Annotated in this window: 26 protein-coding genes; 8 read left to right on the plus strand and 18 right to left on the minus strand. The window is 66.7% G+C overall.

The window, feature by feature from the left end; genetic code table 11:
• On the minus strand, window positions 1-968 hold a 968-nt coding region (locus ACRDU5_RS11170; protein ID WP_526614566.1), incomplete at its 3' end, for an AIR synthase related protein.
• Between the two features lie 219 nt (window positions 969-1,187).
• Here ACRDU5_RS11170 and ACRDU5_RS11175 point away from each other — a divergent pair.
• Window positions 1,188-1,415, plus strand: coding sequence for a hypothetical protein (locus ACRDU5_RS11175; protein WP_526614567.1), 228 nt, complete (start codon window positions 1,188-1,190; stop codon window positions 1,413-1,415).
• Between the two features lie 4 nt (window positions 1,416-1,419).
• Here ACRDU5_RS11175 and ACRDU5_RS11180 read toward each other — a convergent pair whose 3' ends face one another.
• Both ACRDU5_RS11180 and ACRDU5_RS11185 read right to left on the minus strand, forming a co-directional pair.
• Complete coding sequence (locus tag ACRDU5_RS11180) at window positions 1,420-1,773, minus strand: VOC family protein (protein WP_526614568.1); 354 nt, start codon at window positions 1,771-1,773, stop codon at window positions 1,420-1,422.
• Window positions 1,774-1,788: 15 nt separating this feature from the next.
• Complete coding sequence (locus tag ACRDU5_RS11185; protein ID WP_526614569.1) at window positions 1,789-3,045, minus strand: M18 family aminopeptidase; 1,257 nt, start codon at window positions 3,043-3,045, stop codon at window positions 1,789-1,791.
• A gap of 43 nt (window positions 3,046-3,088) precedes the next feature.
• Here ACRDU5_RS11185 and ACRDU5_RS11190 point away from each other — a divergent pair, with 43 nt between their 5' ends.
• Both ACRDU5_RS11190 and ACRDU5_RS11195 read left to right on the plus strand, forming a co-directional pair.
• Window positions 3,089-4,120: a Dyp-type peroxidase gene (locus ACRDU5_RS11190; protein WP_526614571.1), complete on the plus strand. Its 1,032-nt coding sequence runs from the start codon at window positions 3,089-3,091 to the stop codon at window positions 4,118-4,120.
• Window positions 4,117-4,914 carry a family 1 encapsulin nanocompartment shell protein gene (locus tag ACRDU5_RS11195; RefSeq protein WP_526614572.1) on the plus strand — a complete coding sequence of 266 codons (798 nt, stop codon included), beginning with the start codon at window positions 4,117-4,119 and terminating at the stop codon, window positions 4,912-4,914. The genes ACRDU5_RS11190 and ACRDU5_RS11195 overlap by 4 nt, the downstream gene beginning before the upstream one ends.
• A gap of 7 nt (window positions 4,915-4,921) precedes the next feature.
• On the opposite strand, the gene purQ is transcribed toward ACRDU5_RS11195, so the two are convergent.
• From purQ to ACRDU5_RS11210, 3 genes are read right to left on the minus strand one after another with little or no spacing between them, the layout of a single operon-like run.
• Complete coding sequence (purQ, locus tag ACRDU5_RS11200) at window positions 4,922-5,596, minus strand: phosphoribosylformylglycinamidine synthase subunit PurQ (protein WP_526614574.1); 675 nt, start codon at window positions 5,594-5,596, stop codon at window positions 4,922-4,924.
• Window positions 5,593-5,832 carry a phosphoribosylformylglycinamidine synthase subunit PurS gene (purS, locus tag ACRDU5_RS11205; RefSeq protein ID WP_526614575.1) on the minus strand — a complete coding sequence of 80 codons (240 nt, stop codon included), beginning with the start codon at window positions 5,830-5,832 and terminating at the stop codon, window positions 5,593-5,595. Before purS ends, purQ begins: the two co-directional genes overlap by 4 nt.
• Window positions 5,833-5,868: 36 nt before the next feature.
• Window positions 5,869-6,534, minus strand: a complete 666-nt coding sequence (locus tag ACRDU5_RS11210) for an ATPase (RefSeq protein ID WP_526614596.1) — start codon at window positions 6,532-6,534, stop codon at window positions 5,869-5,871.
• A 34-nt stretch (window positions 6,535-6,568) separates the two neighbouring features.
• Here ACRDU5_RS11210 and ACRDU5_RS11215 point away from each other — a divergent pair, with 34 nt between their 5' ends.
• Window positions 6,569-7,222, plus strand: coding sequence for an MBL fold metallo-hydrolase (locus tag ACRDU5_RS11215; protein ID WP_526614576.1), 654 nt, complete (start codon window positions 6,569-6,571; stop codon window positions 7,220-7,222).
• A gap of 19 nt (window positions 7,223-7,241) precedes the next feature.
• On the opposite strand, the gene ACRDU5_RS11220 is transcribed toward ACRDU5_RS11215, so the two are convergent.
• From ACRDU5_RS11220 to ACRDU5_RS11240, 5 genes are all read right to left on the minus strand, one after another.
• Window positions 7,242-7,946 carry a DUF2334 domain-containing protein gene (locus tag ACRDU5_RS11220; RefSeq protein ID WP_526614577.1) on the minus strand — a complete coding sequence of 235 codons (705 nt, stop codon included), beginning with the start codon at window positions 7,944-7,946 and terminating at the stop codon, window positions 7,242-7,244.
• 67 nt (window positions 7,947-8,013) lie between these two features.
• On the minus strand, window positions 8,014-8,511 hold the full coding sequence (locus ACRDU5_RS11225) for a glutathione peroxidase (protein ID WP_526614578.1): 498 nt from the start codon (window positions 8,509-8,511) through the stop codon (window positions 8,014-8,016).
• 14 nt (window positions 8,512-8,525) lie between these two features.
• Window positions 8,526-8,972: a WHG domain-containing protein gene (locus ACRDU5_RS11230; RefSeq protein ID WP_526614579.1), complete on the minus strand. Its 447-nt coding sequence runs from the start codon at window positions 8,970-8,972 to the stop codon at window positions 8,526-8,528.
• Entirely contained in the window at window positions 8,935-11,049 is a 2,115-nt protein-coding gene (locus ACRDU5_RS11235; protein WP_526614580.1) for a S9 family peptidase, read from the minus strand. Before ACRDU5_RS11235 ends, ACRDU5_RS11230 begins: the two co-directional genes overlap by 38 nt.
• A complete protein-coding gene (locus ACRDU5_RS11240; RefSeq protein ID WP_526614581.1) occupies window positions 11,046-11,939 on the minus strand; it encodes a phosphoribosylaminoimidazolesuccinocarboxamide synthase in 894 nt (297 codons plus the stop codon). Before ACRDU5_RS11240 ends, ACRDU5_RS11235 begins: the two co-directional genes overlap by 4 nt.
• Window positions 11,940-11,979: 40 nt before the next feature.
• Here ACRDU5_RS11240 and ACRDU5_RS11245 point away from each other — a divergent pair, with 40 nt between their 5' ends.
• Both ACRDU5_RS11245 and ACRDU5_RS11250 read left to right on the plus strand, forming a co-directional pair.
• Window positions 11,980-12,609, plus strand: a complete 630-nt coding sequence (locus tag ACRDU5_RS11245; protein ID WP_526614583.1) for a hypothetical protein — start codon at window positions 11,980-11,982, stop codon at window positions 12,607-12,609.
• A 94-nt stretch (window positions 12,610-12,703) separates the two neighbouring features.
• Entirely contained in the window at window positions 12,704-13,561 is an 858-nt protein-coding gene (locus ACRDU5_RS11250) for a PDDEXK-like endonuclease domain-containing protein (protein WP_526614584.1), read from the plus strand.
• A gap of 52 nt (window positions 13,562-13,613) precedes the next feature.
• Here ACRDU5_RS11250 and ACRDU5_RS11255 read toward each other — a convergent pair whose 3' ends face one another.
• The 4 genes from ACRDU5_RS11255 to purB are packed head-to-tail and all read right to left on the minus strand — an operon-like array spanning window position 13,614 to window position 17,381.
• Window positions 13,614-14,534 carry a tellurite resistance/C4-dicarboxylate transporter family protein gene (locus tag ACRDU5_RS11255; protein WP_526614586.1) on the minus strand — a complete coding sequence of 307 codons (921 nt, stop codon included), beginning with the start codon at window positions 14,532-14,534 and terminating at the stop codon, window positions 13,614-13,616.
• Complete coding sequence (locus ACRDU5_RS11260; RefSeq protein WP_526614587.1) at window positions 14,531-14,743, minus strand: hypothetical protein; 213 nt, start codon at window positions 14,741-14,743, stop codon at window positions 14,531-14,533. The genes ACRDU5_RS11255 and ACRDU5_RS11260 overlap by 4 nt, the downstream gene beginning before the upstream one ends.
• Window positions 14,740-15,957 carry a cytochrome P450 gene (locus ACRDU5_RS11265; RefSeq protein WP_526614588.1) on the minus strand — a complete coding sequence of 406 codons (1,218 nt, stop codon included), beginning with the start codon at window positions 15,955-15,957 and terminating at the stop codon, window positions 14,740-14,742. Before ACRDU5_RS11265 ends, ACRDU5_RS11260 begins: the two co-directional genes overlap by 4 nt.
• Entirely contained in the window at window positions 15,954-17,381 is a 1,428-nt protein-coding gene (gene purB / locus ACRDU5_RS11270; protein WP_526614589.1) for an adenylosuccinate lyase, read from the minus strand. Before purB ends, ACRDU5_RS11265 begins: the two co-directional genes overlap by 4 nt.
• A 51-nt stretch (window positions 17,382-17,432) precedes the next feature.
• Here purB and ACRDU5_RS11275 point away from each other — a divergent pair, with 51 nt between their 5' ends.
• Window positions 17,433-18,290 carry a DUF429 domain-containing protein gene (locus tag ACRDU5_RS11275; RefSeq protein ID WP_526614590.1) on the plus strand — a complete coding sequence of 286 codons (858 nt, stop codon included), beginning with the start codon at window positions 17,433-17,435 and terminating at the stop codon, window positions 18,288-18,290.
• A 1-nt stretch (window position 18,291) separates the two neighbouring features.
• Here ACRDU5_RS11275 and ACRDU5_RS11280 read toward each other — a convergent pair whose 3' ends face one another.
• The gene (locus tag ACRDU5_RS11280) at window positions 18,292-19,716 is read right to left on the minus strand and encodes an amino acid permease (RefSeq protein ID WP_526614591.1); all 1,425 of its coding nucleotides are present in this window, start codon (window positions 19,714-19,716) and stop codon (window positions 18,292-18,294) included.
• Between the two features lie 89 nt (window positions 19,717-19,805).
• Entirely contained in the window at window positions 19,806-20,423 is a 618-nt protein-coding gene (locus ACRDU5_RS11285; protein ID WP_526614592.1) for a TetR/AcrR family transcriptional regulator, read from the minus strand.
• A 129-nt stretch (window positions 20,424-20,552) separates the two neighbouring features.
• On the opposite strand from ACRDU5_RS11285, the gene ACRDU5_RS11290 reads away from it, so the two are divergent.
• On the plus strand, window positions 20,553-21,470 hold the full coding sequence (locus tag ACRDU5_RS11290) for an alpha/beta hydrolase-fold protein (RefSeq protein ID WP_526614594.1): 918 nt from the start codon (window positions 20,553-20,555) through the stop codon (window positions 21,468-21,470).
• On the opposite strand, the gene ACRDU5_RS11295 is transcribed toward ACRDU5_RS11290, so the two are convergent.
• Window positions 21,467-21,718 (minus strand): phosphoribosylglycinamide synthetase C domain-containing protein (locus tag ACRDU5_RS11295; protein WP_526614595.1); only part of this gene is annotated, 252 nt, incomplete at its 5' end. The two genes, ACRDU5_RS11290 and ACRDU5_RS11295, sit on opposite strands and share 4 nt — an antisense overlap.

Raw genomic sequence — 21,718 nt, forward strand, 5'->3', positions numbered from 1 at the left:
ACCTGCATCCCGCCGTCACCGTTGGACGCGAGCTCGCTGGTCGCGCAGGACAGCCCCGCACCGCCGAGGTCCTGGATGCCGACAACGGTGTCGGCGGCGAACAGCTCGAGGCAGCACTCGATGAGCACCTTCTCCATGAACGGGTCGCCGACCTGAACCGAGGGCAGCTTCTTCCGAGATCCGCTTGCGGGATCGAGCGATGTGTCGGTCCGGCTTCCTTCAGGTCCTCCGAACGTCTCCGACGCCAGCACGGACACCCCGCCGATGCCGTCCAGACCGGTACGCGCGCCGAACAGAATGATCTTGTTGCCGGTGCCCGACGCGAACGCCAGGTGGAGATCCTCCTTGCGCAACACCCCCACGCACAGCGCGTTCACCAGCGGATTGCCGGCGTAGGAGGCGTCGAACACGGTTTCGCCGCCGATGTTGGGCAGTCCGAGGGAATTGCCGTACCCGCCGATGCCGCGGACCACCCCGTCGACGACGCGGCGGGTGTCGGGCGCATCGGCGGCGCCGAAACGCAACTGGTCCATCACCGCGACCGGCCGGGCTCCCATCGCCATGATGTCGCGGACGATTCCGCCGACTCCAGTCGCGGCGCCCTGATACGGCTCGACGTAAGACGGGTGGTTGTGCGACTCGACCTTGAAGGTGACCGCCCAGCCGTCGCCGATGTCGACGACGCCGGCGTTCTCGCCGATGCCCGCCAGCATCGCGGAGCGCATCTTCTCGGTTGTGGTCTCACCGAAATAGCGCAGGTGCACCTTGGAGGACTTGTAGGAGCAGTGCTCGCTCCACATCACCGAGTACATGGCCAGTTCGGCGTCGGTCGGTCGTCGACCCAGAATCTCGCGGATGCGCTGATACTCGTCGTCCTTGAGGCCGAGCTCTCGGAACGGTTGCGGCTGGTCGGGAGTGGCGGCGGCGCGCTCGACGGTGTCGACCTCGTGGGTGCGCCCGGACGTCACGCAGCCAGTCTAGTTTGAGCAGCCCGCTCGCCGGGCCGGTGGCGACACGCGGGCGCGCCCCGGGGTGGTCGCACCGTTGGAACGGGTCGGCCCTGCCAGCCGCACCTATCCAACGGCGAAACCGCGAAGACCGAAGCGGCCGAAGCGGTTTGCAAGCACTGAGCGGGGGGTAGGCCGCCTGTATCAGGCGTAAGTGACGCAACGGAAGGAAGATTTAACATGACCACCACCAGCGAGACCGGCCAAGTCACCGGCACCAAGGACACGTCCTACAACCTGATCTGGTACACCGAGAAATGCCTCGATAACGCGCTGCGGCTGGAGACCTATATCCAGGACGCCGAGCAGGATGGGGACAACGAAGTCGCCGATCTGTTCCGCAAGGCCCAGGCCGACAGCCGCAAAGGTGCCGAAGTGGCCAAAGGGCTGCTCAAGTCGCGGCTGTAGCGCCCTACTGCGCCGCCGCCCCCACGCAGAACGCGTTCCCGTCGGGGTCGGTCAGCACCACCCACTGGAACTCGGGGCCGAACTCGTGCCGGCCCTGCTCGGTGGCACCCAGCTCCACCAGGCGCTTGACCTCTGCGTCCATATCGGCGGCGCCGAAATCGATGTGCACCCGATTCTTGCCCGGCGTGGGATCGTCGACCCGCTGAAAGCCAAGCTGGGGCCCTTTCTCGCGGGATACCACCACAAACTCCCCAGGCTCCAACGGGTGTACCTTGCCGCCGATGGCGTTGGCCCACCAGTCGGCCAGCCGGTCCGGGGCAGCGCAGTCGAACGTGATCATCTCCACAGTCAGCGTCATGCGCCTGACCATAAGTCAGGCCGGTGACAAGAATGCCTGAAGTGCCGCCGAGTAGGCGGCGACGTCGTCGGCGCCCATCAGCTCGCGCGCCGAGTGCATGGCCAGCTGTGCCGCGCCCACATCGAGGGTCGGGATGCCGGTACGCGCCGATGTCATCGGCCCGATCGTCGACCCGCACGGCAGGTCGGCCCGGTGCTCGTAGCGCTGCAACGGCACCCCCGCCTGCTGGCAGGCCAACGCGAACGCCGCCGCGGTGCGACCGTCGGTGGCGTAGCGCAGGTTCGGCTGCACCTTGAGCACTGGCCCCCCGTTGACCTCGATGAGATGACCCGGCTCGTGGCGTTCCGGGTAGTTCGGGTGGGTGGCGTGCGCCATGTCGCCCGACGCCACCATCGAGCCCGGCAACCTGCGCAGAAAGTCTTCCCGGCCACCGCCGGCGGCCAGCGTGATGCGCTCGAGCACCGTTGGCAAGAACTCGGACAGGGCGCCGTGATCTGACTGCGAGCCCACCTCCTCGTGGTCGAACAGGGCCAGCACCGGTAAATAGTCTCGCGGCCCGGCCGCCAGGAACGCCTCGAGGCCCGCGTAGCAGCTGCACTGGTTGTCCAGCCGCGGCGCGCTGACCAGTTCCCCATCCACCCCGGCCAACGTCGACGGCGTCAGGTCGTGGGTCATCAGGTCGGCGCCGAGCACGTCGGCCGCGTCTACCCCGGTTCGCTCGGCGACATAGCCCAGAAACGACCGCGTACCGGTGCCCACGCCCCACACCGCGTTGACGTGCCGCTGCGGGTCAAGCGACACCGACTTGCGGTCCTCGGCAAGGTGAATGGCCAGCTGCGGCACCCGCAGGATCGGCTCGTCGATGCGCACCAGGCGGTGGTCGATGGTGTCGCCGGTGCGCACCGACAGCCGGCCACTGAGGCCGAGGTCGCGGTCCAGCCACGAGTTCAGCCAGGCCCCGCCATACGGCTGCAGGGCCACCACCTGCCAGGCCGACACGAACCGGTCGGGATGCTGCTTGACCCGCAGGTTGGGGCTGTCGGTATGGGCGCCGACGATGCGGAATGCGCCGCCGGTCTGCTCGGGTGTCTGCCAGGCGATCAGCGACCCGGCCCGCACGATGAAGTACCGGCCCGTTCCCGGCCACGCATCACGTTCGGACAGCTCGGTGAACCCCTCGGCACTCAGTCGCTGAGCAACCGTCAGGCAGACGTGGAACGGCGACGGCGACGCGTCGATGAATTCGCACAACCCGTGCGCACTCGCGGACATGGTTCACCATCATGGCCGACGGTCTAAACGCTAAGGTCAGACGGTGCCTCCAGTGCAGCCGCAACCGGTTTTGGCGCCGTTGACGCCCGCGGCCATCTTCCTGGTGGCGACGATCGACGAGGGTGGCGTCCAGACCGTTCACGACGGACTGCCCGACATCTCGGGTTTGGTGCGCGCGATAGGTTTCCGCGATCCGGCCAAGCGGCTGTCGGTGGTGACGTCGATCGGCTCCGACGCTTGGGACCGGTTGTTCTCCGGTCCGCGCCCGGCCGAACTGCAGCCGTTCATCGAACTGGCCGGCCCCCGCCACCACGCTCCGACGACGCCGGGCGACCTGCTGTTCCACATCCGGGCCGAATCGATGGATGTCTGCTTCGAGCTGGCCGGCAAGCTGGCCGACGCGCTGGACGGGGCGATCACCGTGGTCGACGAGGTGCACGGCTTCAGGTTCTTCGACAACCGCGACCTGATGGGATTCGTGGATGGTACCGAGAACCCGGACGGCCCAATCGCCTTGAGCGCCACCCAGATCGGCGACGAAGATCCCGAGTTCGCGGGCGGCTGCTATGTGCACGTTCAGAAGTACGTCCACGACCTCAGCTCCTGGAACTCATTGTCAACAGAGGAGCAGGAGCGGGTGATCGGGCGCACCAAGCTCGATGACATCGAACTGGACGACGCGGTGAAGCCGGCGGACTCGCATCTCGCCCTCAACGTGATCGAGGACGACGACGGCACCGAGCTGAAGATCGTGCGCCACAACATGCCGTTCGGTGAGGTCGGCAAGGGCGAGTTCGGCACCTATTTCATCGGCTACTCGCGCACGCCCGCGGTGACCGAACGCATGCTGACCAACATGTTCATCGGTGACCCGCCGGGCAATACCGACCGCATCCTGGACTTCTCGACCGCCCTGACCGGAAGTATGTTCTTCACGCCGACGGTCGACTTCCTCGATGATCCACCGCCACTACCGGATTCGGCGCCCGAACAGGATCAGTCGGCCCTCACCGTCATCCCCGTCAGCCACGACGGATCACTCGGCATCGGCAGCCTGAAAGGAACTACCCGATGAACAACCTATATCGCGATCTGGCTCCGATCACCGAAGTGGCTTGGGCCGAAATCGAATTGGAAGCGTCTCGCACCTTCAAACGGAACATCGCCGGCCGGCGAATCGTCGATGTCAGCGAGCCGGGCGGAGCGGTGACCGCGGCCATCAGCACCGGGCACCTGGTCGATGTCGACGCACCGGGTGACGGTGTGGTGGCGCACCTGCGGGACAGCAAGCCCCTGGTGCGGTTGCGGGTGCCGTTCACGGTGTCGCGCACCGACATTGACGATGTCGAGCGCGGATCGCAGGATTCCGATTGGGACCCGGTCAAGGAGGCCGCCAAGAAGCTGGCGTTCGTCGAGGACCGGGCGATCTTCGAGGGGTATGCGGCCGGGTCGATCGAGGGCATCCGAAACTGCAGCTCCAACCCGGCCCTTGCGCTGCCCGACGATGCCCGCGAATACGCCGACGTCGTCTCCCAGGCGTTGTCCGAGTTGCGGCTGGCCGGCGTCGACGGGCCATACTCGGTGCTGCTGTCGGCCGATGCCTACACCAAGGTCAGCGAGACCACCGAGCACGGCTATCCGATCCGCGAGCACCTCAACCGGCTCGTCGACGGGGACATCATCTGGGCACCCGCCATCGACGGCGCGTTCGTATTGTCCACCCGCGGCGGCGATTTCGACCTGCAGCTGGGCACCGATGTGTCGATCGGCTACTTGTCCCACGATGCCGACACCGTGCAGCTGTACCTCCAGGAGACGCTGACGTTCCTGTGCTACACGGCCGAGGCGTCGGTGGCGCTGACCCCGTAGTCCGGCACTAGGCCGCCAGCACGCTGTCCAGCGCGGAGTAGAACAGGCCGAGCCCGTCGTCGGACGGGCCGGTGAGCGCCTCGGTGGCATGCTCCGGGTGCGGCATCAACCCGACCACCCGGCCGTTGGCCGACGCGATGCCCGCGATGTCGCGCATCGAGCCGTTCGGGTTGTCCCGATAGCGGAACACCACCCGGCCCTCACCCTCGAGCTTGTCGAGCACCTTTTCGCTGGCCACATAGCGGCCCTCGCCCGACTTCAGCGGCACCAGGAGATCGGCACCCAGTTCATAGCGCGACGTCCACACCGTCGAGTTCGACGCCACCTCCAACCACAGATCGCGGCAGACGAAATGCAGGCCGGCGTTGCGGGTCAACGCACCCGGCAACAGTCCCGCCTCACACAGCACCTGAAAACCGTTGCAAATCCCCAACACCGGCATGCCGCGGCCTGCTGCCGCGATGACCTCACCCATCACCGGCGCGAACTTCGCGATCGCGCCCGCACGGAGATAGTCGCCGTAGGAGAAGCCGCCAGGCACCACAACCGCGTCCACGCCCTTCAGGTCGGCGTCGGCATGCCAGAGGTTGACCACCTCGGCGCCCGCCAGCCGGACCGCCCGAGCCGCATCAACGTCGTCGAGCGTGCCGGGAAATGTGATCACGCCCACCCGGGCCGTCATTGTTGCTCCCTGCTCACCGACCAGTCCTCGATGACCGTGTTCGCCAACAGCGATTCGGCGATCTCGGCGACCTGGTCGTCGTCGATTCTGTCGTCGACTTCGAGCTCAAATCGCTTGCCTTGCCGTACATCTGAGACGCCATCAAAGCCGAGACGACCCAGCGCGCCGACGATCGCCTGACCCTGCGGGTCGAGGATCTCGGCCTTGGGCATCACGTGCACCACCACCCTTGCCACGGCGATCACTCTACCGGCGGCAACGGCCCGAGCGTCTCACCGGCACGAGTCGATATACGCCCGGCACAGCGGGGCCATCATCGCGTCGAGGACCTGCACGTCGGGCACCGCCGGCCAGTTCACCAGCGGCGGTGTCAGCGCCCACATCGCCACCTCCGTCACGGTGCTGCTGCGGGGGTGGGCCAGCAGGTACTCGTGCAGCACCGGCTGACCGGGAATCGACCCGCTGATCACCGCGGCCATCCGGTCGGGGGTGTCGGTGGTGATCGACGGCGAGGTCAGCGGGGCCGTCAGCTGGCAGGCGCGCAACGCCGCGACCGCGGCATCGAATGCCGCCAGTGCCGTCGCCCCGCCGCGCCAGGTCTCACCGCGCCAGTGCATGACCTGCACCTGCAGCTGCCACTGGCCATCGGGCTGAGGGACGGCGGCCCGTGCCGCCACCGCGAACCGGCGGGCGTCGCCGGCGATCGGTGGGGTCCCGCAGGCCTCCTCGAATCGGAAGCGCGGGTCGGTTGCGGTGACCGCAACTCCGGCCAGCCGTGGCCAGTGATACACCGGAAACAGCGGAATTGCGGTCGGTTCGAGCCACGCCGAATCCGGGATGCGATCACAGTTGGGCGGGCAGTCGACCGGGAACGCCTGCGCAGGCCAGCCGGTGGCCAACCCGCAGGTCGCCAAGACTGCCGCCAGCACCATTCGCATATCGCGCACCACCCCTGCGCGCCACAATATAGGGATGCAATTGACGCATTTCGGCCATTCCTGCCTACTCGCCGGCTTTGCAGACGACTCCGGTGGCGAGACAACCGTGCTGCTTGATCCCGGCATCTTTTCGCACGGGTTCGAGGGCATTACCGGGCTATCGGCGATCCTGATCACCCATCAGCACCCCGACCACGCCGACACCGAGCGGCTCCCCGCGCTGGTCGATGGCAATCCCCAGGCGGCGTTGTACGCCGACCCGCAAACCGCCGCGCAACTGGGCGAGCCGTGGCGAGCCGTACACGTCGGCGACGAAATCACCATCGGCTCGTTGTCCGTCCGCGGTGTCGGTGGCCGGCACGCGGTGATTCACCCCGAAATCCCGGTAATCGACAACATTTCCTACCTCATCGGCCACGACAACCACCCGGCCCGGCTGATGCATCCCGGTGACGCGTTGTTTGTTCCCGACGAGCCGGTCGACGTGTTGGCGACGCCGGCGGCGGCGCCGTGGATGAAAATCTCGGAGGCCGTGGACTATCTGCGCGCGGTCGCGCCGACCCGTGCGGTGCCGATCCACCAGGCGATCATCGAGCCGAATGCCCGCGGCATCTACTACGGCCGGCTGTCCGAGATGACCGACACCGACTTTCAGGTGCTGGAGGCCGAGAACGCCTCGGAGTTCTGAGCGTTTCGACCGGCGCGGGTCACGCGGCGTCGGTCAATGCGGGGTAGGGCCGCCACTGGTACACCGCCGGCACGCACTGATGCATCAAGGCCAGGTCGACGGCGTCGAGCATGGCCTGCCGCGGTCCGGGTCTATGCAGGTGACGGGCCGCCACCGCGACCCGCACAATGCCCGCGCGGCGGGCAGTGCGCTCGGCGGAGAGCACCAGCGTGCGACACCACCACGGCTCGGTCAGGAAGCCCTCGCCGATGCCGAGCACCCGCGCCCGCGCGGTGGTCCGGCGGACCAGATCAGTGATCCCGCTCAGCCCGGCGAGCAACCGAAACCCGTTGCGCGGCAGGGCCGTCACCGTCCCGTCCGAAACTGACCAGCCCGGCGCGGCGAAGATCCGGGTGCGCAACCCGAGATGCTCGAGGACCCGATCGGCACCCATCAGCCGCAGGTTCGCCTCGTGCGCCGGCAGGCTGGCGAACTCGCCGCGACGCTTCTTGGTGGCGGCCTCGTCGAAACCGTGCAGAACGATGGCGTCCCCGCCGCCGCGCCGCGCGGCCAGCCAGTCGACCGTCGAGGCATCCCGGTCGAGCCGGTAACCGCCCTTCAGCCGGGGCGCCACCAGGAATGAGGACGGTACCGCCCGCGCGTCCAGCTGTGTACAGAATGCCGCGACGTCGGGCAGCGTCTGCTCGCTGATCCCGGAGATCGAGACGATCAGTTGTCCAGCCACCCGCCCAGTGTGACAACTCCAGGTGTCCCAACGGTTTCCAACACGTGGGCAGCAGTTGTCTATTCGGCTATCGCGGCAAGATCGCGTCGATCGCGGCTAGCACCTCCGGCGCATCGGGGACGGTGCGCGGACGAAACCGATTGACCACCACACCGCCCGGTGCGAGCAGGAACTTTTCGAAGTTCCACTGCACGTCACCGGCCTCACCCGTGGCGTCGGGAGTCTGCGTCAGCGCGGCGTAGAGCGGATGACGGTCCGGGCCGTTGACATCGGTCTTGGCCATTAGCGGAAAGGTCACGCCATAGGTGGTGGAGCAGAACGTCTGGATCTCCTCGGCGCTGCCCGGCTCCTGACTCATGAACTGGTTGCACGGCACGCCGATCACCGTCAACCCTCGATCGCGGTAGTCCTGAGCGAGCTTCTCCAGTGCGCTGTATTGCGGTGTCAGTCCGCATTTCGAGGCGACGTTCACCACCAGTGCGGCACCGTCGGCGAGTTCGGCCAGCGAGGTGGGCTCGCCGTCGAGCGTGGTCAGGGCGATGTCGGTCAGGGGCGTGTCCGTCATGGCCCGCACATTACCTAGCGGTGGTAGAGCATGTTCGCCACCCGCTCGACGGTGGCGATCGGGTCTGCGCCGGTATCGATGGCCTGGTTGAGCCAAAGCATCGCAAACCCATGGACCAGCGCCCAGGCAGCCAGCGCGGCGGCTTGCGGGTCGGCTTTGGCCCGCGGGTCGTCGAGGGTTCCGACGCCGCCGGCCAGTTCGGTTCCCACCGCCGCCTGGGCCGCAACCAATTCGGGGTCGTCGGAGTTGATCAGCGAGCGATCGAACATCACCGCATAGTTGCCCGGGTGGTCGAGCGCAAACCGTACGTAGGCCAGTGCAGCGTCAAGGAAGTCGGGCCGGACGCCGCCAAGCGCATCGGCGAGCATCCGCCAGCCTTCGGCGGCCAGCGCGGTGAACAGGCCGCGGCGGTCGGTGAAGTGGTTACCAGGGACCGGTGTCGTGATTTGCCTTGGCGGCATCCAGTAGCCACGCGTACTGGAAGGCGGCTTCTTTCCAGCGTTCGTACCGTCCGCTGATGCCACCGTGGCCGGCGTTCATCTCGGTCTTCAGCAAGACCGGATGGCCGTCGGCCTTGGTGTGCCGCAGCGCCGCAACCCATTTCGCGGGTTCAACGTAGTGCACGCGGGTGTCGTTGAGCGATGTCATGGCCAGGATGGGCGGGTAGTGCTTGGCTTCGACGTTCTCGTACGGCGAGTAGGACTTCATGTAGAAATAGACGTCTTTGTCGGCCACCGGGTTTCCCCACTCGTCCCATTCGGTCACGGTCAGTGGCAGCGACGGGTCCAGGATCGTGGTCAGCGGATCGACAAAGGGCACCGCGGCCAGAACGCCGGCGAACAACTCCGGCGCCATGTTGGCCACCGCGCCTATCAACAGCCCACCGGCGCTGCCGCCGAAAGCGACGAGGTTCTCGGGTCTCGTCACGTCGGTGGCGATCAGATGTCTTGCGACGGTGATGAAGTCGGTGAAGGTGTTCTCCTTCTCCAATAGCTTGCCGTGCTCGTACCACGGCCGACCGAGTTCGCCGCCGCCCCGCACATGCGCGATGACGAAGACCATGCCACGGTCCAGCAGCGACAGCCTCGCGATGGAGAACCGTGGGTCCTCGCACGACTCGTAGGCACCGTAGCCGTAGAGCAGCGCGGGCGCGGGGAATTGCAGGCCGACTCGGTGAATGATGGACACCGGTATACGCGCCCCGTCGTCGGCGATCGCCCAATCGCGGCGCTCCACGTAGTCCTGGGGGCGGTAGTCGCCGAGCACCGGCTGCTCGCGCAACAATGTCCGCTCGCCGGTGGCGAGGTCGACGTCGTAGACCCGGGTCGGGATGACGAACGAGGTGGTGCCAATCCGCAGCTTCGGCGCGTCCCAGTTGGGGTTGGCGCTCAACCCCGCCGACATCAGCTCGGAGTCGAACTGGATTTCCTCCGGGCGACCGTAGTCGCCTTCGACCGGCCACAGCTGGATCCGCGGCAGTGCTTCACGGCGGTAGCTGACCACCAGGTGCCCGCCAAACGCGTCGACGGCGTCGAGGCGAACGTCGTCGCGGTGCTCGATGAGCGTGCGGGTTGCGGTCGGATCGCTCACCGGCACCTCGACCAGGGTGAAGTTCTCCGCGCCGTCGTTGTGCAGGATCAGGAATCGGTCTTCGCCGCCAACGACGGCATGCTCGACGGAGTACTCGACGAGCTCCCGGCGCGGCCACACCGGGACGAACTCGGCCTCCGGGTCGGCCGCGTCGGCGTAGCGCACCTCCGAAGTGACCGCGCTGCCCGCCGCGATCATCATGTAGGCGTTGCTGCGGCTGCGGCCCACCGCGAGGAAGAATCTTTCGTCGGGTTCGTGATAGACCTTCTCGGCAGGCAGGCCGGCGGCCAAGCGGTGGCGCCACACGGTGTCGGGCCGCCACGCATCGTCGACGGTGGTGTAGTAGATGGTGCGGTTGTCGGCGGCCCAGGTCGCTCCCGCAGCGATGCCGACGATCTCGTCGTCGTAAAGCTGATTGGTCCGCAAGTCCTTGAAGCGCAACGTGTATCGCTCATCGCCGAGGACGTCGACGGAGTATGCCAATATGTTGCCGTCGAGGCTGACCGCCCCGGCACCGAGCGAGAAGTAGTCATGCCCGTCGGCCTCGATGTTCTCGTCGAGAAGCACCTGTTCGCCTGGGATCTCGGTGTGCTCGTCGAGCTTCGGCGGTGTCCAGTCGTCGGGATCGGTTACCGGGCAACGGCAATGGACGCCGTACTGCTTGCCTTCGAAGCTCCGACCGTAGTACCACCAGCCGCCGCGGCGGGTCGGCACCGACAGGTCGGTCTCCTTGGTGCGCGCCTTGATCTCGTCGAAGATCTTCTGCCGCAGCGGGGCCAGATCGCCGGTGACCTGCTGGATGTAGGTGTTCTCCGCCTCCAGGTGTTCGATCACCGCGGGATCGGACTTGTCGCGCAGCCATTCATACGGGTCGATGAAGACGTCGCCGTGATACTCGCGGCGGTGCTCGACCCGCTTCGGTGTGGGTGGGACGGCGGTTTCGCTCACGCTGGCGAGCCGATCCAATCGGCGAACCGCAGACCCGAAATGCGCTCGTATGCATTGATATAGCGCTCTCGCGTGGCATCCACGATGGTCGGCGGCAACGGTGGCGGCGGCTTGTCGCCGTAGCGGTCCCAGCCTGATTCCGGGCTTGTCAGCCAGTTGCGGACGAACTGCTTGTCGAAGCTGGGCTGGACGACACCCTCCTGGTACGTCTCGACTGCCCAGTACCGCGACGAGTCCGGGGTGAAGATCTCGTCGGCAAGCACGAGGTTGCCGTGCTCGTCGACCCCGAACTCGAATTTGGTGTCGGCGATGATGATTCCTTTCGTCAGGGCGTGGTCAGCGGCCTGCACATAGGTCTGTAGCGTGCGATCGCGCAATTCGTCGGCTCGCTCGGCTCCAACCATGTCGATCACGTCGGCGAACGAGATGTTCTCGTCGTGCTGGCCGAGTTCGGCCTTGGTCGCGGGGGTGAACAGCGGGGTGTCGAACTTGCTGGCCTCGGTCAGGCCCGCCGGCAGGGTGATGCCGCTGACCTCGCCGGTCTTCTGATAGTCCAGCAGCCCGGAGCCGGTCAGATAGCCGCGGGCCACACACTCCACCGGCACCATGTCGAGCTTGCGTACCACCAGCGCGCGGCCGAGCACGTCGGCGGGGATGCGCGGTTCGTCGGGAGGACCGGCGAGGTGATTGGGCGCCGCCACGTAGTCGAAGAAGAACACGCTCATAGCGGTCAGGATGCGGCCCTTGTCGGGTATCTCGTTTTCCAGGATGTAGTCGAACGCCGAGATGCGATCGCTGGCGACGAACAGCAGGTGGTTGTCGTCGACGCGGTAGAGCTCACGAACCTTGCCGCTGGCCAGATGCTGGTAGTCGGACAAAGCGGGGCGCATCGGGCCAGCCTAACGGTCGATCTGTGTTGGGATCGACGCCATGAGATCGAGGTATGTGCCCTACGCCACCGCGCCCGCCCGGCTGCTCGCGCAGTTGATCAGCGACATCGTCGTCGCCGCCTGGACCGCCATCTGGGTGCTGGTCGGGATGGCCGTACACGCGGCCGTGTCGACCATCGCCGAATTCGGCAGAGACGTCGAGAGCGGCGCCAACGGGATCGCCGGCAATCTCGATTCCGCCGGGGAGAACGCAGGCAAGGTGCCGCTGATCGGCGATGCGCTGAGCAGCCCGCTGACCGGCGCGGGTGGATTCGCCCGCGACATCGCCGGCGCGGGCCAACAGCTGAACACCACGGCGAGCTGGCTGGCGTGGCTGCTGGCGCTCGCCGTCGCGGCCCCGCCGATCCTGGCGATCGCGATGCCCTGGCTGGTGCTGCGGCTGCGGTTCTTCCGGCGCAAGTGGGTGGCGCTCACGCTGGCCGCGACCCCCGCCGGTGAACAGCTGCTCGCGCTGCGTGCGCTGGCCAACCGGCCGCTGGCCAAGCTCGCGTCGATCAACGCTGATCCCGTCGGCGCCTGGCGACGGGAAGACGCCGTCGCCATCAGCGGCCTGGCCGCACTCGAACTGCGCGCCGCCGGCATCGCCCGCCGCAGCCCTGCCCGTAATTAGCGATTTCGGCGTGATTTCCAGCGCTCACTGCAGGTTTTCACGCCGAAATCGCAGAGGAGGGAACCCGTGAGCGCCAAGTCGCCGTCTCTCGTGTGTGCTCGACGAGTTTCTGCGTCAACAAGACGGCGTCCTTACCCTTGCCCAGGCCAAACGCGCCGGCCTCAGCGAGCACGCCGTATTGCGGCGTCAACGCTCGGGGAGCTGGCGCCGATGTGGGCCTGGCGTCTATTTCGTCGACGACCGCCCCTACACCGACGCGGCGCGTATTCGTGCGGCAGTTTGGAGCTACGGTGTCCGAGCTGCCGCGAGTGGACTTGCGGCGGCGTGGTGGCACGGTCTGACCAAGTTTGCACCCGAGATTGTCGAGGTGACAGTGCCACGAGATAGCAACGGCCGATGCCGCGGCGGCTCAAGAGTACGGCGGCGAGACCTCAAGCCAGTCGACGTAGTGGAGCAAAAGGGACTGCGCGTCACGGAGTTGGGGCTGACGGTTGTCGAGGCCGCGGTTCGGCCCGGCGGCAACGCCTGGCTGATGGACTCGGCGTTGCAGCATCGCGTCGAGTTGCGTGGCCTGTGGCGAGCGCACTTGCGTAACAAGGGCCGCTACGGCTCGCCCGCCGCACGCCGGTTACTCCAAGCCGCAGACGACGGTGCCCGCTCGCAAGCCGAGCGACTGCTGATCCGAATCCTCAGGGCGGCGAAGATCACCGGCTGGCGGGCGAACTACCCGCTGGCCGGTTACCGGATCGACGTCGCGTTCCCCAAGCAGAAGGTCGCGATCGAAGTCGACGGCTGGGCCTTTCACAGCGATCAGGAGGACTTCCAGCTCGACCGTGAACGCCAGAACAACATCGCGCTGCTCGGCTGGCAGGTGCTGCGCTTCACCTGGCTCGACCTGACGGAGTACCCGCAACGGGTGCTCGCCGAGATCCGATTCGCGATTTCGGCGTGATTTCCAGCGCTCACCGCAGGTTTTCACGCCGAAATCGCAGGCTGACCGGCGCTCAGCGCACGGTAGCGCGCCGAAATCGCAGGAGGCCGGCGATGGCGACGATCGTCCAGGCAGTAAAGGCGATCCAGAAGAACACCAGCGAGATCGTCGTCAGCGGCTGCCAGCCCGTTTCGACGGCCATCGCGTAGGTTGCCGCCGAGTACATCCCGAGCGGGAAAACCGCGGCCCACCAGACCCCGTCGAACGACAGGGCTCCGGCACGCCGGTTGATGCGCCGCAGGCCGAGGTAGATCAGCGGCGGGATCCACAGCGTGGCCAGTATCCAGGTCCCGATTGTGACATCGCGAACCTCGTCGACGCCGGCGTGGTGAATGTGGTCGCCGGCCAACGTCGCGATGGCCACGCCGCCCATCAGGATCCAGTTGTCCGGCTCGAAACCCTCTGGCGCAGTTGGATCATGCGCGGCGCGCCACAGGATCAGCCCCGTCATCACGAGGTACACCGCGATGGCCAGCACCCAGAAGCCGACGGCCACCCCCAGCAGCGCGAGGTCGGCGGCAACGATCGCCAATCCCGACGTCGCCACGCTCGCCAATTCCCAGGCGCCATGCGCGCGATCGCGCAGCCCGGTCCATCGGTGCGACCACATCCGGTGGGCCACCAGCGGCGCCAGCAGCAGCCAGGCCGCCAGCGCCGTCGCGCCGAGCACCCACAGCACCGGGCGATGATCCGCAAGGCGGGCACCGAGCACCGCGCACGCCGCGACGAACGTGAACAGCCGGATCGGGACGTCGGGGTCGGCGAAGTCCAGTGGGTCCCGGCGCCAGCCGACCGCGGCCACCACGACCAGCACGGCCAACCCGGCGACGGCCAGCCCATCGAGCACGTCACTGATGACGTGATAGCCGTGATCCTCGGCGGCGATCGAGACGATGCCGGTCGCCATCACCGCCGCGAACGCATCCGGCCTCACGGCGGGCCGGCGATGAGCAGTTCGGCCGACATCACCACGGGCAGATTCACGAGAGACCCGAGCCTGGCGCGCAGCGCGCCGAGCATGGCCAGCACGGCGGCGCGAGCGGACAGCTGAGCTTCCTCCAACGACACCTCGCTCGGCACCCGCCCGAACGGGTCCGGCGGCAGCTGCAGCCCCAGCTCGGAAACCCGCCGCTCGAAGCTCACGTGTTCAGTTCGACGATCAGATGACGTATGCCGGTGTGCCTGTTGCTTCGCGTCCATTCCACCGGCTTGACCACCCGGGCGGCCGAAAACCTGCCGAGCAGTTCCTCGAACAGCACTCGCAGTTCCAAGCGGGCGAGATTGGCGCCCAGGCAGTAGTGAACGCCTTGGCCGAAACCCAAGTGCGGGTTGGGCTTCCGGGAGATGTCGAAGGTGTCGGGGTCGTCGAACACCAAGCCGTCACGGTTGGCCGAGCCCTCCCACACCAGCACCTTCTGGCCCGGTTCGACCCGGTGCCCGCCCAGCTCGGCGACGCGGGTGGCGGTACGTCGCTTCGACGGCGACGGCGAGGTCCACCGGACCATCTCCTCGATCGCGGTCGGCAACAGGTCGAGATCCTCACGCAGCGCACGGAACTGGTCGGGATGGTCGACCAGTGCCAGCAGGCCACCCGCCACCGCGTTGCGGGTGGTTTCCGCGCCCGCGCTGAACAGCAGATTGAAGAACAGGTAGACCTCGACGTCACTGATCGGGGTATCCAAGCTGGCGTTGGCGACGACCGACAACATGTCGTCGGAGGGCTCGGCGCGCTTACCGGCGATGAGCTCCTGGCCGTAGGTGTACATCCGCGACCCGGCCTCCTCGATCGACAGCCGGGTGATCGACGCCTTGCGGGAGCCCCCGAAATCGAAGCTGGGCTCGATGGCCTCGAACAGCCAATGTCGTTCGGACTCCGGCACTCCGAGCAGGATGCAGATCATCTGCATGGGCAGTTCGGCGGCCACGTCGACCACAAAGTCGAACGGCGCCGCGGGTTCGATCCCGTCGAGCAGACGCCGGGCCCGCGACCGCAGGTCGTCTTCCACCCGGGTGATCATCCGCGGTGTCAGGCCGGAGCTGACCAGCCGCCGGATATGGGAATGTCGCGGGTCGTCCATCATGTTCAGCACCTGGCCCGCGATCCCCAGGTCCTGCAGCAGCGTGCCACCGTAGGGTCGCTCACCGCCGGTCACCGACGAGTACGTCTCCGGATCGCGCAGCACCGCAAGGGTTTCGGCATAGGTGGCGACGGACCAGAAGCCTTCGCCGTCGGGGGTGTTGGCGGTCGGCTGATGCCAGTACACCGGCGCTTCGCGGCGATGAATGTCGAACAGATCGTGTGGAAAACCGCCGGCGAAGTTGTCCAGGTCGGTGAAATCGATCCCGGCGAGCGTCACAGAATCGCACCCGAGGTGTACTTGGCCGCCTCGGGATAGCGGCTGACCAGTTCGTCGACGGCCGCGACGACGGCGTCGATCTGACTTCCGGCCGCCCCGGTGAAGGCTTGCTTGTCGGCCAAAGCGGCGTCGAGTGCGGGCCGGTCCAGCGGCAGCCGGCGGTCGGCGGCCAGTCGGTCCAGCAAGTCCGGTTCGGCGCCGCGTTCCCGCATCGCCAGCGCCACCGCGACGGCGTTCTCCCTGATGACTTCGTGCGCCGCCTCGCGACCCATCCCGGCACGCACGGCCGCGATCAGGATCCGGGTGGTCGCCAGGAACGGCAGATAACGGTCGAGTTCACGCTGGATCACCGCGGGATACGCGCCGAACTCGTCGAGCACCGTCAAGAACGTCTCGGTCTGCCCGTCGATGGCGAAGAACGCATCGGGCAGCGCCACCCGGCGCACCACCGAGCAGAACACGTCACCCTCGTTCCATTGCGCCCCTGCGAGTTCGGCGGCCATCGACGCGTAGCCGCGCAGCACCACCTGCAACCCGTTGACCCGCTCACACGAACGCGTGTTCATCTTGTGCGGCATCGCCGACGACCCCACCTGACCGGGCGCGAAGCCCTCGGTGACCAGCTCGTGTCCGGCCATCAGCCGGATGGTGTGCGCCAGCGACGACGGCCCGGCCCCGACCTGCACGAGCGCAGAGACCACTTCGTGGTCCAGCGACCGCGGGTAGACCTGCCCGACGCTGGTCAGGATCTCGGTGAAGCCCAGAAACTCGGCGACCCGGCGCTCGAGCTCGGCCAGCCGGGCGGTGTCGCCGTCGAACAGGTCGAGCATGTCCTGCGCGGTGCCCATCGGACCCTTGATTCCGCGCAGCGGATAGCGGTCGATCAGCTGGCGCAACCGTGCCAACGCGATCAGCATCTCCTCGGCCGCCGACGCGAACCGCTTGCCCAGGGTGGTCGCCTGCGCGGCGACATTGTGACTACGCCCGGCCATCACCAGGTCGCGGTAGCTCATCGCCCGCTCGGCCAACCGCGCAACCACCGCCACACCATGGGCGTGCACAAGTTCCAGCGATCGTCGGATCTGCAGTTGCTCAACGTTTTCCGTCAGGTCCCGACTGGTCATGCCCTTGTGCACGTGTTCGTGTCCGGCCAGCGCGTTGAATTCCTCGATCCGGGCCTTGACGTCGTGGCGCAGCACCCGCTCGCGCTCGGCGATCGAGGCCGGGTCGACATCCTCGATCACCCGCTCGTAATCGGAGAGAACTGAGGACGGCACGGCTGCGCCTTCGATGCCCAGCTCGGCCTGCGCCCGCAGCACCGCCAGCCACAACCGGCGTTCGGCGACGATCTTGGCCTCGGGTGACCAGATCGCCACCATCTCGTCGCTGGCATAACGGCTGGCCAGCACGTTCGGGATCGTCACAAACACACAGCTTACGGGGGCGGGGAGGCGGACATAGGGCACAGTAGCCCCATGTACTTCGTTGGATTGGACCTCGCATGGGGCGAGAAGAACCAGACCGGTGTCGCGGTCATCGACGCCGATGGCCGACTGCTCCATGTCGGTACCGCGAACGATGACGCCAGCATCGCCGAGGCGGTGGCTTCATACGTCACCGACGAATGCCTGGTGGCCATCGATGCGCCGCTGATCGTGAAGAACCCGACCGGGATCAGACAATGTGAAACCGAACTGAACCGCGATTTTCAACAGTTCGAAGCGGGGGCGCGGCCCGCGTTCACCGACAAGCCGGAATTCAAGAACCCGCGCGGTGCGCGCGTGGCGACGGCGCTCGGTCTTGACATGGATCCCGCATCGAGCGGGAGCCGGCGGGCCATCGAGGTCTATCCACACTCGGCGACCGTCGTGCTGTTCGAACTCGACAAGACCCTCAAGTACAAGAGGGGTGCTGTCGAGGATCGTCAGCGTGAGCTGCTGCGGTTGATGACGCTGATCGAGGGACTCAACGAGGCGTCACCGCGGCTCCGGGTAAACCACAATGTGGCCTGGGTCGAACTGCGCAAGAGGGTCGCCGCCGCCACCCGACAGGTACAGCTCGACCGGGACGAAGATCCGGTCGACGCGGTGCTGTGTGCATACGTTGCGCTGTATTGGTATCACCGACCAGAAGATGTGACCATCTACGGCGACTTCGAGACCGGCTACATCGTCACCCCGAGTCTTCCACCCGATCTGACGCCCACGCCCCGCCGACGAGCGGTGCCGCCGCCCACGGACGAACTGCATGAGCGACTCACGCACATCGCGGCGCTTCTGTCGGAGGCGCAGCAGGAGTTGAACGTGATCCGTGAACGGCTGTACCGGTTGTGAGCTAGTCAGGCGCGTCGGCCAGATGCGTCGGGTCGGTGATGCCTTCACCGCGGATTCCGAGCTGCCGGTTGATCGCCATGGTTATTAGGAACAGCAGGATGCCGATCGCAATGAGAATCGTTGCCAGCACGTATTGCTGCCCCGGCCGGCCGGACAGCGGCGTGACGAGATACAGCGAAGTGATAAACCCGATGATCGGCAACGCGGTCGGCGTCTTGAAATTTCCGCCTGCCTCCTTAACGTCGCGCCGCAACGCCAGCACCGCGATGTTGACCACCGCGAACACGGCCAGCAGCAACAGCGACGTGGTGCCGCCGAGCACCGAGATCGCATTGCTGCTGGCGAACGCGCTGACGTAGAAGATCAAGCCGAACGCGATCAGGGTCGTGAACAGGATTGCCACCCACGGCGTCCGGCGGGCGGGATGCACCCGGCCCAGCACCGGAGGCAGTACGTGCTGACGTGCCATGCCGTAGATCAATCGGCTGGCCATCAGCATGTTGATCAGCGCGGTGTTGGACACCGCGAACATCGAGATGAACGGGAAGATGTCCTCGATCGGCAAGGTCGGTGCGCCCGCCTTCACCACCTCGACGAGCGGGGTTTCGCTCTCGGCCAGGGTGCCCACCGGCACCAGCGCAACCGCAACGATCGCCACCAGTACGTAGATGAACCCGGCGATGGCCAGGCCGGACAGCAGCACTTTGGGAAACGTCTTCACGGGGTCCTTGGTTTCCTCGGCCATGTTGACCGAGTCCTCGAATCCGACCATCGCGAAGAACGCCAGTGACGTGGCGGCGGTCACCGCCATGAAGGCGTTCTTGTCCGTTTCGGTGTCGAATGCCACCACTCGCGCAAAGTCGATATCGCTACCCCGGGTGAACGCCCACAGTCCAACGAACAGCACAAGCATCAGACCGGTCGCCTCGATTATCGTCAGGAACACATTGAGTTTGACGCTCTCGCCGACGCCGCGCAGGTTGACCGCTGCCAGCATGGCCATGAAGAGCAGAGCGATGATGACGATTCCGGCCTTGCCCCAATCCATACCGAAGGCCTCGACAAAATTCGAACCGAAGAACCGCGATGCCGTCGACGCCGACGTGATGCCCGAACACATCACCACGAAAGCCACCAGGAAGGTCACGAACTGGATGCCGAATGCCTTGTGCGTGTATAGCGCTGCACCGGCCGCTTGGGGGTACTTGGTGACCAGCTCGAGATAGCTGAACGCGGTGACGGTGGCGATCAGGAATGCCACCAGGAACGGAATCCACGCTGCCCCACCGACTTCGGCGGCCACGTCACCGGTGAGCGCGTAAACGCCGGTGCCGAGGATGTCGCCGACAACGAACAGCAGCAGCAGTCCCGGGCCCATAACTCGCCGGAGTTCCGGCTGTTGCTCGACGGTGTCGGAGTGAGTCATGTTTCCTCCTTGACGGTTGCGAGTACCATCATCGGCCAGCGCCGGCCGCGCTGCACCGGCAATGGCGCAAAAGAGGAGCCGAACCGTGCTTAGAGCTCAGTGAACGGCGCCAGCACGTCGATGACCTCGATCAGCGTCGCGCGTGCGGTGGCGCGGGGACCGTCGCCGTCGTCCACCAACGCAGCCACCACCGCGCCGTCGACGGCGCAGGCGAGTGCGGTGAGCAGCTCGGGATGGACCGACCGGCCGGACCGCTCGATCACCTCGACGACTGCGTTTGTGCGCTGCTGCAAAATCCGCCGCTGCGCCGCGCGTAGCGCCGGCTGGCGCGCACACGCGATGTAGCGTTCGTACCGCGAAATCAGCTGCTCACTCACCGGTGTTTCGGGGTCCTCGCCGACGAGCAGGTCTACCAACAGATCGGCCGTCGCCTCGGCGCCCCGGCGTCGCCGCGATAGCTCGGCAACCCTTTCGCGCAGCCGCTGCATCTCGAGGGTGCCGACGTGTTCGACGGCCTTGACAATCAGATCGTCGAGCGAGGTGAAGTAGTAGGTGGTCGACGCCAGTGGCAGGCCGGCACGGCGCGCAACGGCGCGATGGCGCACCGCGTCGAAGCCGCCTTCGCACAGCAGATCGGCGGCGGCGCTTACCAACGCGTACTGCCGACGTACTCCCTTGGGAGTCATCGCTGCCGTCACCATTAGCATGCTGCCAGCCGCCCGAGGCCGAAATGGCTCTTTCGGCTAAAGCTAAGCCTTTACACAGGAAGTCGGGCCATCGATCGATTTGGATGCATTGCCGAAATCCCGCCCGACGGTAAGCCAGCCGCAAATGGCATGATGGCCCGCATGCCAGAGCTGAGCCGTCGGGCGATGATTCGCCTCGGTATCGGCGCGGCCGCCGGTGCCGTCGGCGCTTTCGCACTTGGCAGGCTTCCCGAAACGGTTTCGTTCATCGCAGAATCGCCGGTGTCGATGGCAAGTGCCGGAACCCCATTCGCACCATTGGCCCCGCAGGCGCCATTGGAGCCCGCGCCGACCGCGGCGCCGACGTTCGTCAACGGCTCCTTCGTCTCCGCCGCACGCGGCGGCGTCGACACCAATTGGGCCATCGCGCGGCCGCCGGGCCAGACCACGGCACTGCGCCCCGTCATCGCCCTGCACGGCAAGGGTGCCGACGCGGCCCAGGTGATGGCCGGCGGCGTCGAACAGGGTCTGACCCAGGCCGTTGCCGTCGGCCTGCCGCCGTTCGCGGTGGTCGCCGTCGACGGCGGTGGAAGCTATTGGCACAAGCGCGCATCCGGTGAGGACTCCGGTGCGATGGTGCTCGACGAACTGATCCCGATGCTGAGCTCTCAGGGCCTGGACACCTCACGGGTGGCCTTCCTCGGCTGGTCGATGGGCGGCTATGGCGCGCTGTTGCTCGGCGGTCGGCTCGGCCCGGCCCGTACCGCCGCGATTTGTGCGGTCAGCCCGGCGTTGTGGAGGTCATCCGGCGCGGCCGCTCCCGGGGCATTCGACGGCGCAGACGACTACGCGGCCAACACCGTCTACGGACTGCCGGAGCTGGCGTCCATACCGATCCGAATCGACTGCGGCAACAGCGATCCGTTCTATTCCGCGACGCAACAGTTCATCGCGCAGCTGCCCAACCCGCCCGCGGGTGGCTTCTCGCCCGGCGGACACGACGGCGGCTTCTGGAGTTCACAACTGCCGGCAGAGCTGAGCTGGATCGCCCCGCTCCTGACGGCCTAGATCTTTATCTGTCCCTCGGCGGCGGCCAAGCCGATGTCAGTCCGGATAGGGCTGCCCGGCAACAGAATCGACTTGATCAGGCTAGTGGCCGCGTCGCGGGCCGCTGCGATGTCGGCGCCCGTCCCGACCACGGACAGCACCCGCCCTCCGGACGAGACGATGTTCCCGTCATCGCGTCGCGCGGTGCCCGCATGCAGCACGCCGTCGGCTTCGGCGCCGACGATCACGTCGCCCACCCGCGGGCGCCC

The sequence above is a fragment of the Mycobacterium sp. genome, assembly GCF_050701515.1.
In the GTDB taxonomy this organism is placed as follows: domain Bacteria; phylum Actinomycetota; class Actinomycetes; order Mycobacteriales; family Mycobacteriaceae; genus Mycobacterium.

Coding starts and splice junctions, on each gene's coding strand:
- ACRDU5_RS11290 (WP_526614594.1), top strand. CDS start 20,553: ATGATGGCCCGCATGCCAGAGCTGAGCCGTCGGGCGATGATTCGCCTC.
- ACRDU5_RS11285 (WP_526614592.1), bottom strand. CDS start 20,423: ATGCTAATGGTGACGGCAGCGATGACTCCCAAGGGAGTACGTCGGCAG.
- ACRDU5_RS11245 (WP_526614583.1), top strand. CDS start 11,980: ATGAGATCGAGGTATGTGCCCTACGCCACCGCGCCCGCCCGGCTGCTC.
- ACRDU5_RS11225 (WP_526614578.1), bottom strand. CDS start 8,511: ATGACGGACACGCCCCTGACCGACATCGCCCTGACCACGCTCGACGGC.
- ACRDU5_RS11180 (WP_526614568.1), bottom strand. CDS start 1,773: ATGACGCTGACTGTGGAGATGATCACGTTCGACTGCGCTGCCCCGGAC.
- ACRDU5_RS11275 (WP_526614590.1), top strand. CDS start 17,433: ATGTACTTCGTTGGATTGGACCTCGCATGGGGCGAGAAGAACCAGACC.
- ACRDU5_RS11185 (WP_526614569.1), bottom strand. CDS start 3,045: ATGTCCGCGAGTGCGCACGGGTTGTGCGAATTCATCGACGCGTCGCCG.
- ACRDU5_RS11210 (WP_526614596.1), bottom strand. CDS start 6,534: ATGCGAATGGTGCTGGCGGCAGTCTTGGCGACCTGCGGGTTGGCCACC.
- ACRDU5_RS11240 (WP_526614581.1), bottom strand. CDS start 11,939: ATGCGCCCCGCTTTGTCCGACTACCAGCATCTGGCCAGCGGCAAGGTT.
- ACRDU5_RS11175 (WP_526614567.1), top strand. CDS start 1,188: ATGACCACCACCAGCGAGACCGGCCAAGTCACCGGCACCAAGGACACG.
- ACRDU5_RS11280 (WP_526614591.1), bottom strand. CDS start 19,716: ATGACTCACTCCGACACCGTCGAGCAACAGCCGGAACTCCGGCGAGTT.
- purQ (WP_526614574.1), bottom strand. CDS start 5,596: ATGACGGCCCGGGTGGGCGTGATCACATTTCCCGGCACGCTCGACGAC.
- ACRDU5_RS11230 (WP_526614579.1), bottom strand. CDS start 8,972: ATGCCGCCAAGGCAAATCACGACACCGGTCCCTGGTAACCACTTCACC.
- ACRDU5_RS11215 (WP_526614576.1), top strand. CDS start 6,569: ATGCAATTGACGCATTTCGGCCATTCCTGCCTACTCGCCGGCTTTGCA.
- ACRDU5_RS11195 (WP_526614572.1), top strand. CDS start 4,117: ATGAACAACCTATATCGCGATCTGGCTCCGATCACCGAAGTGGCTTGG.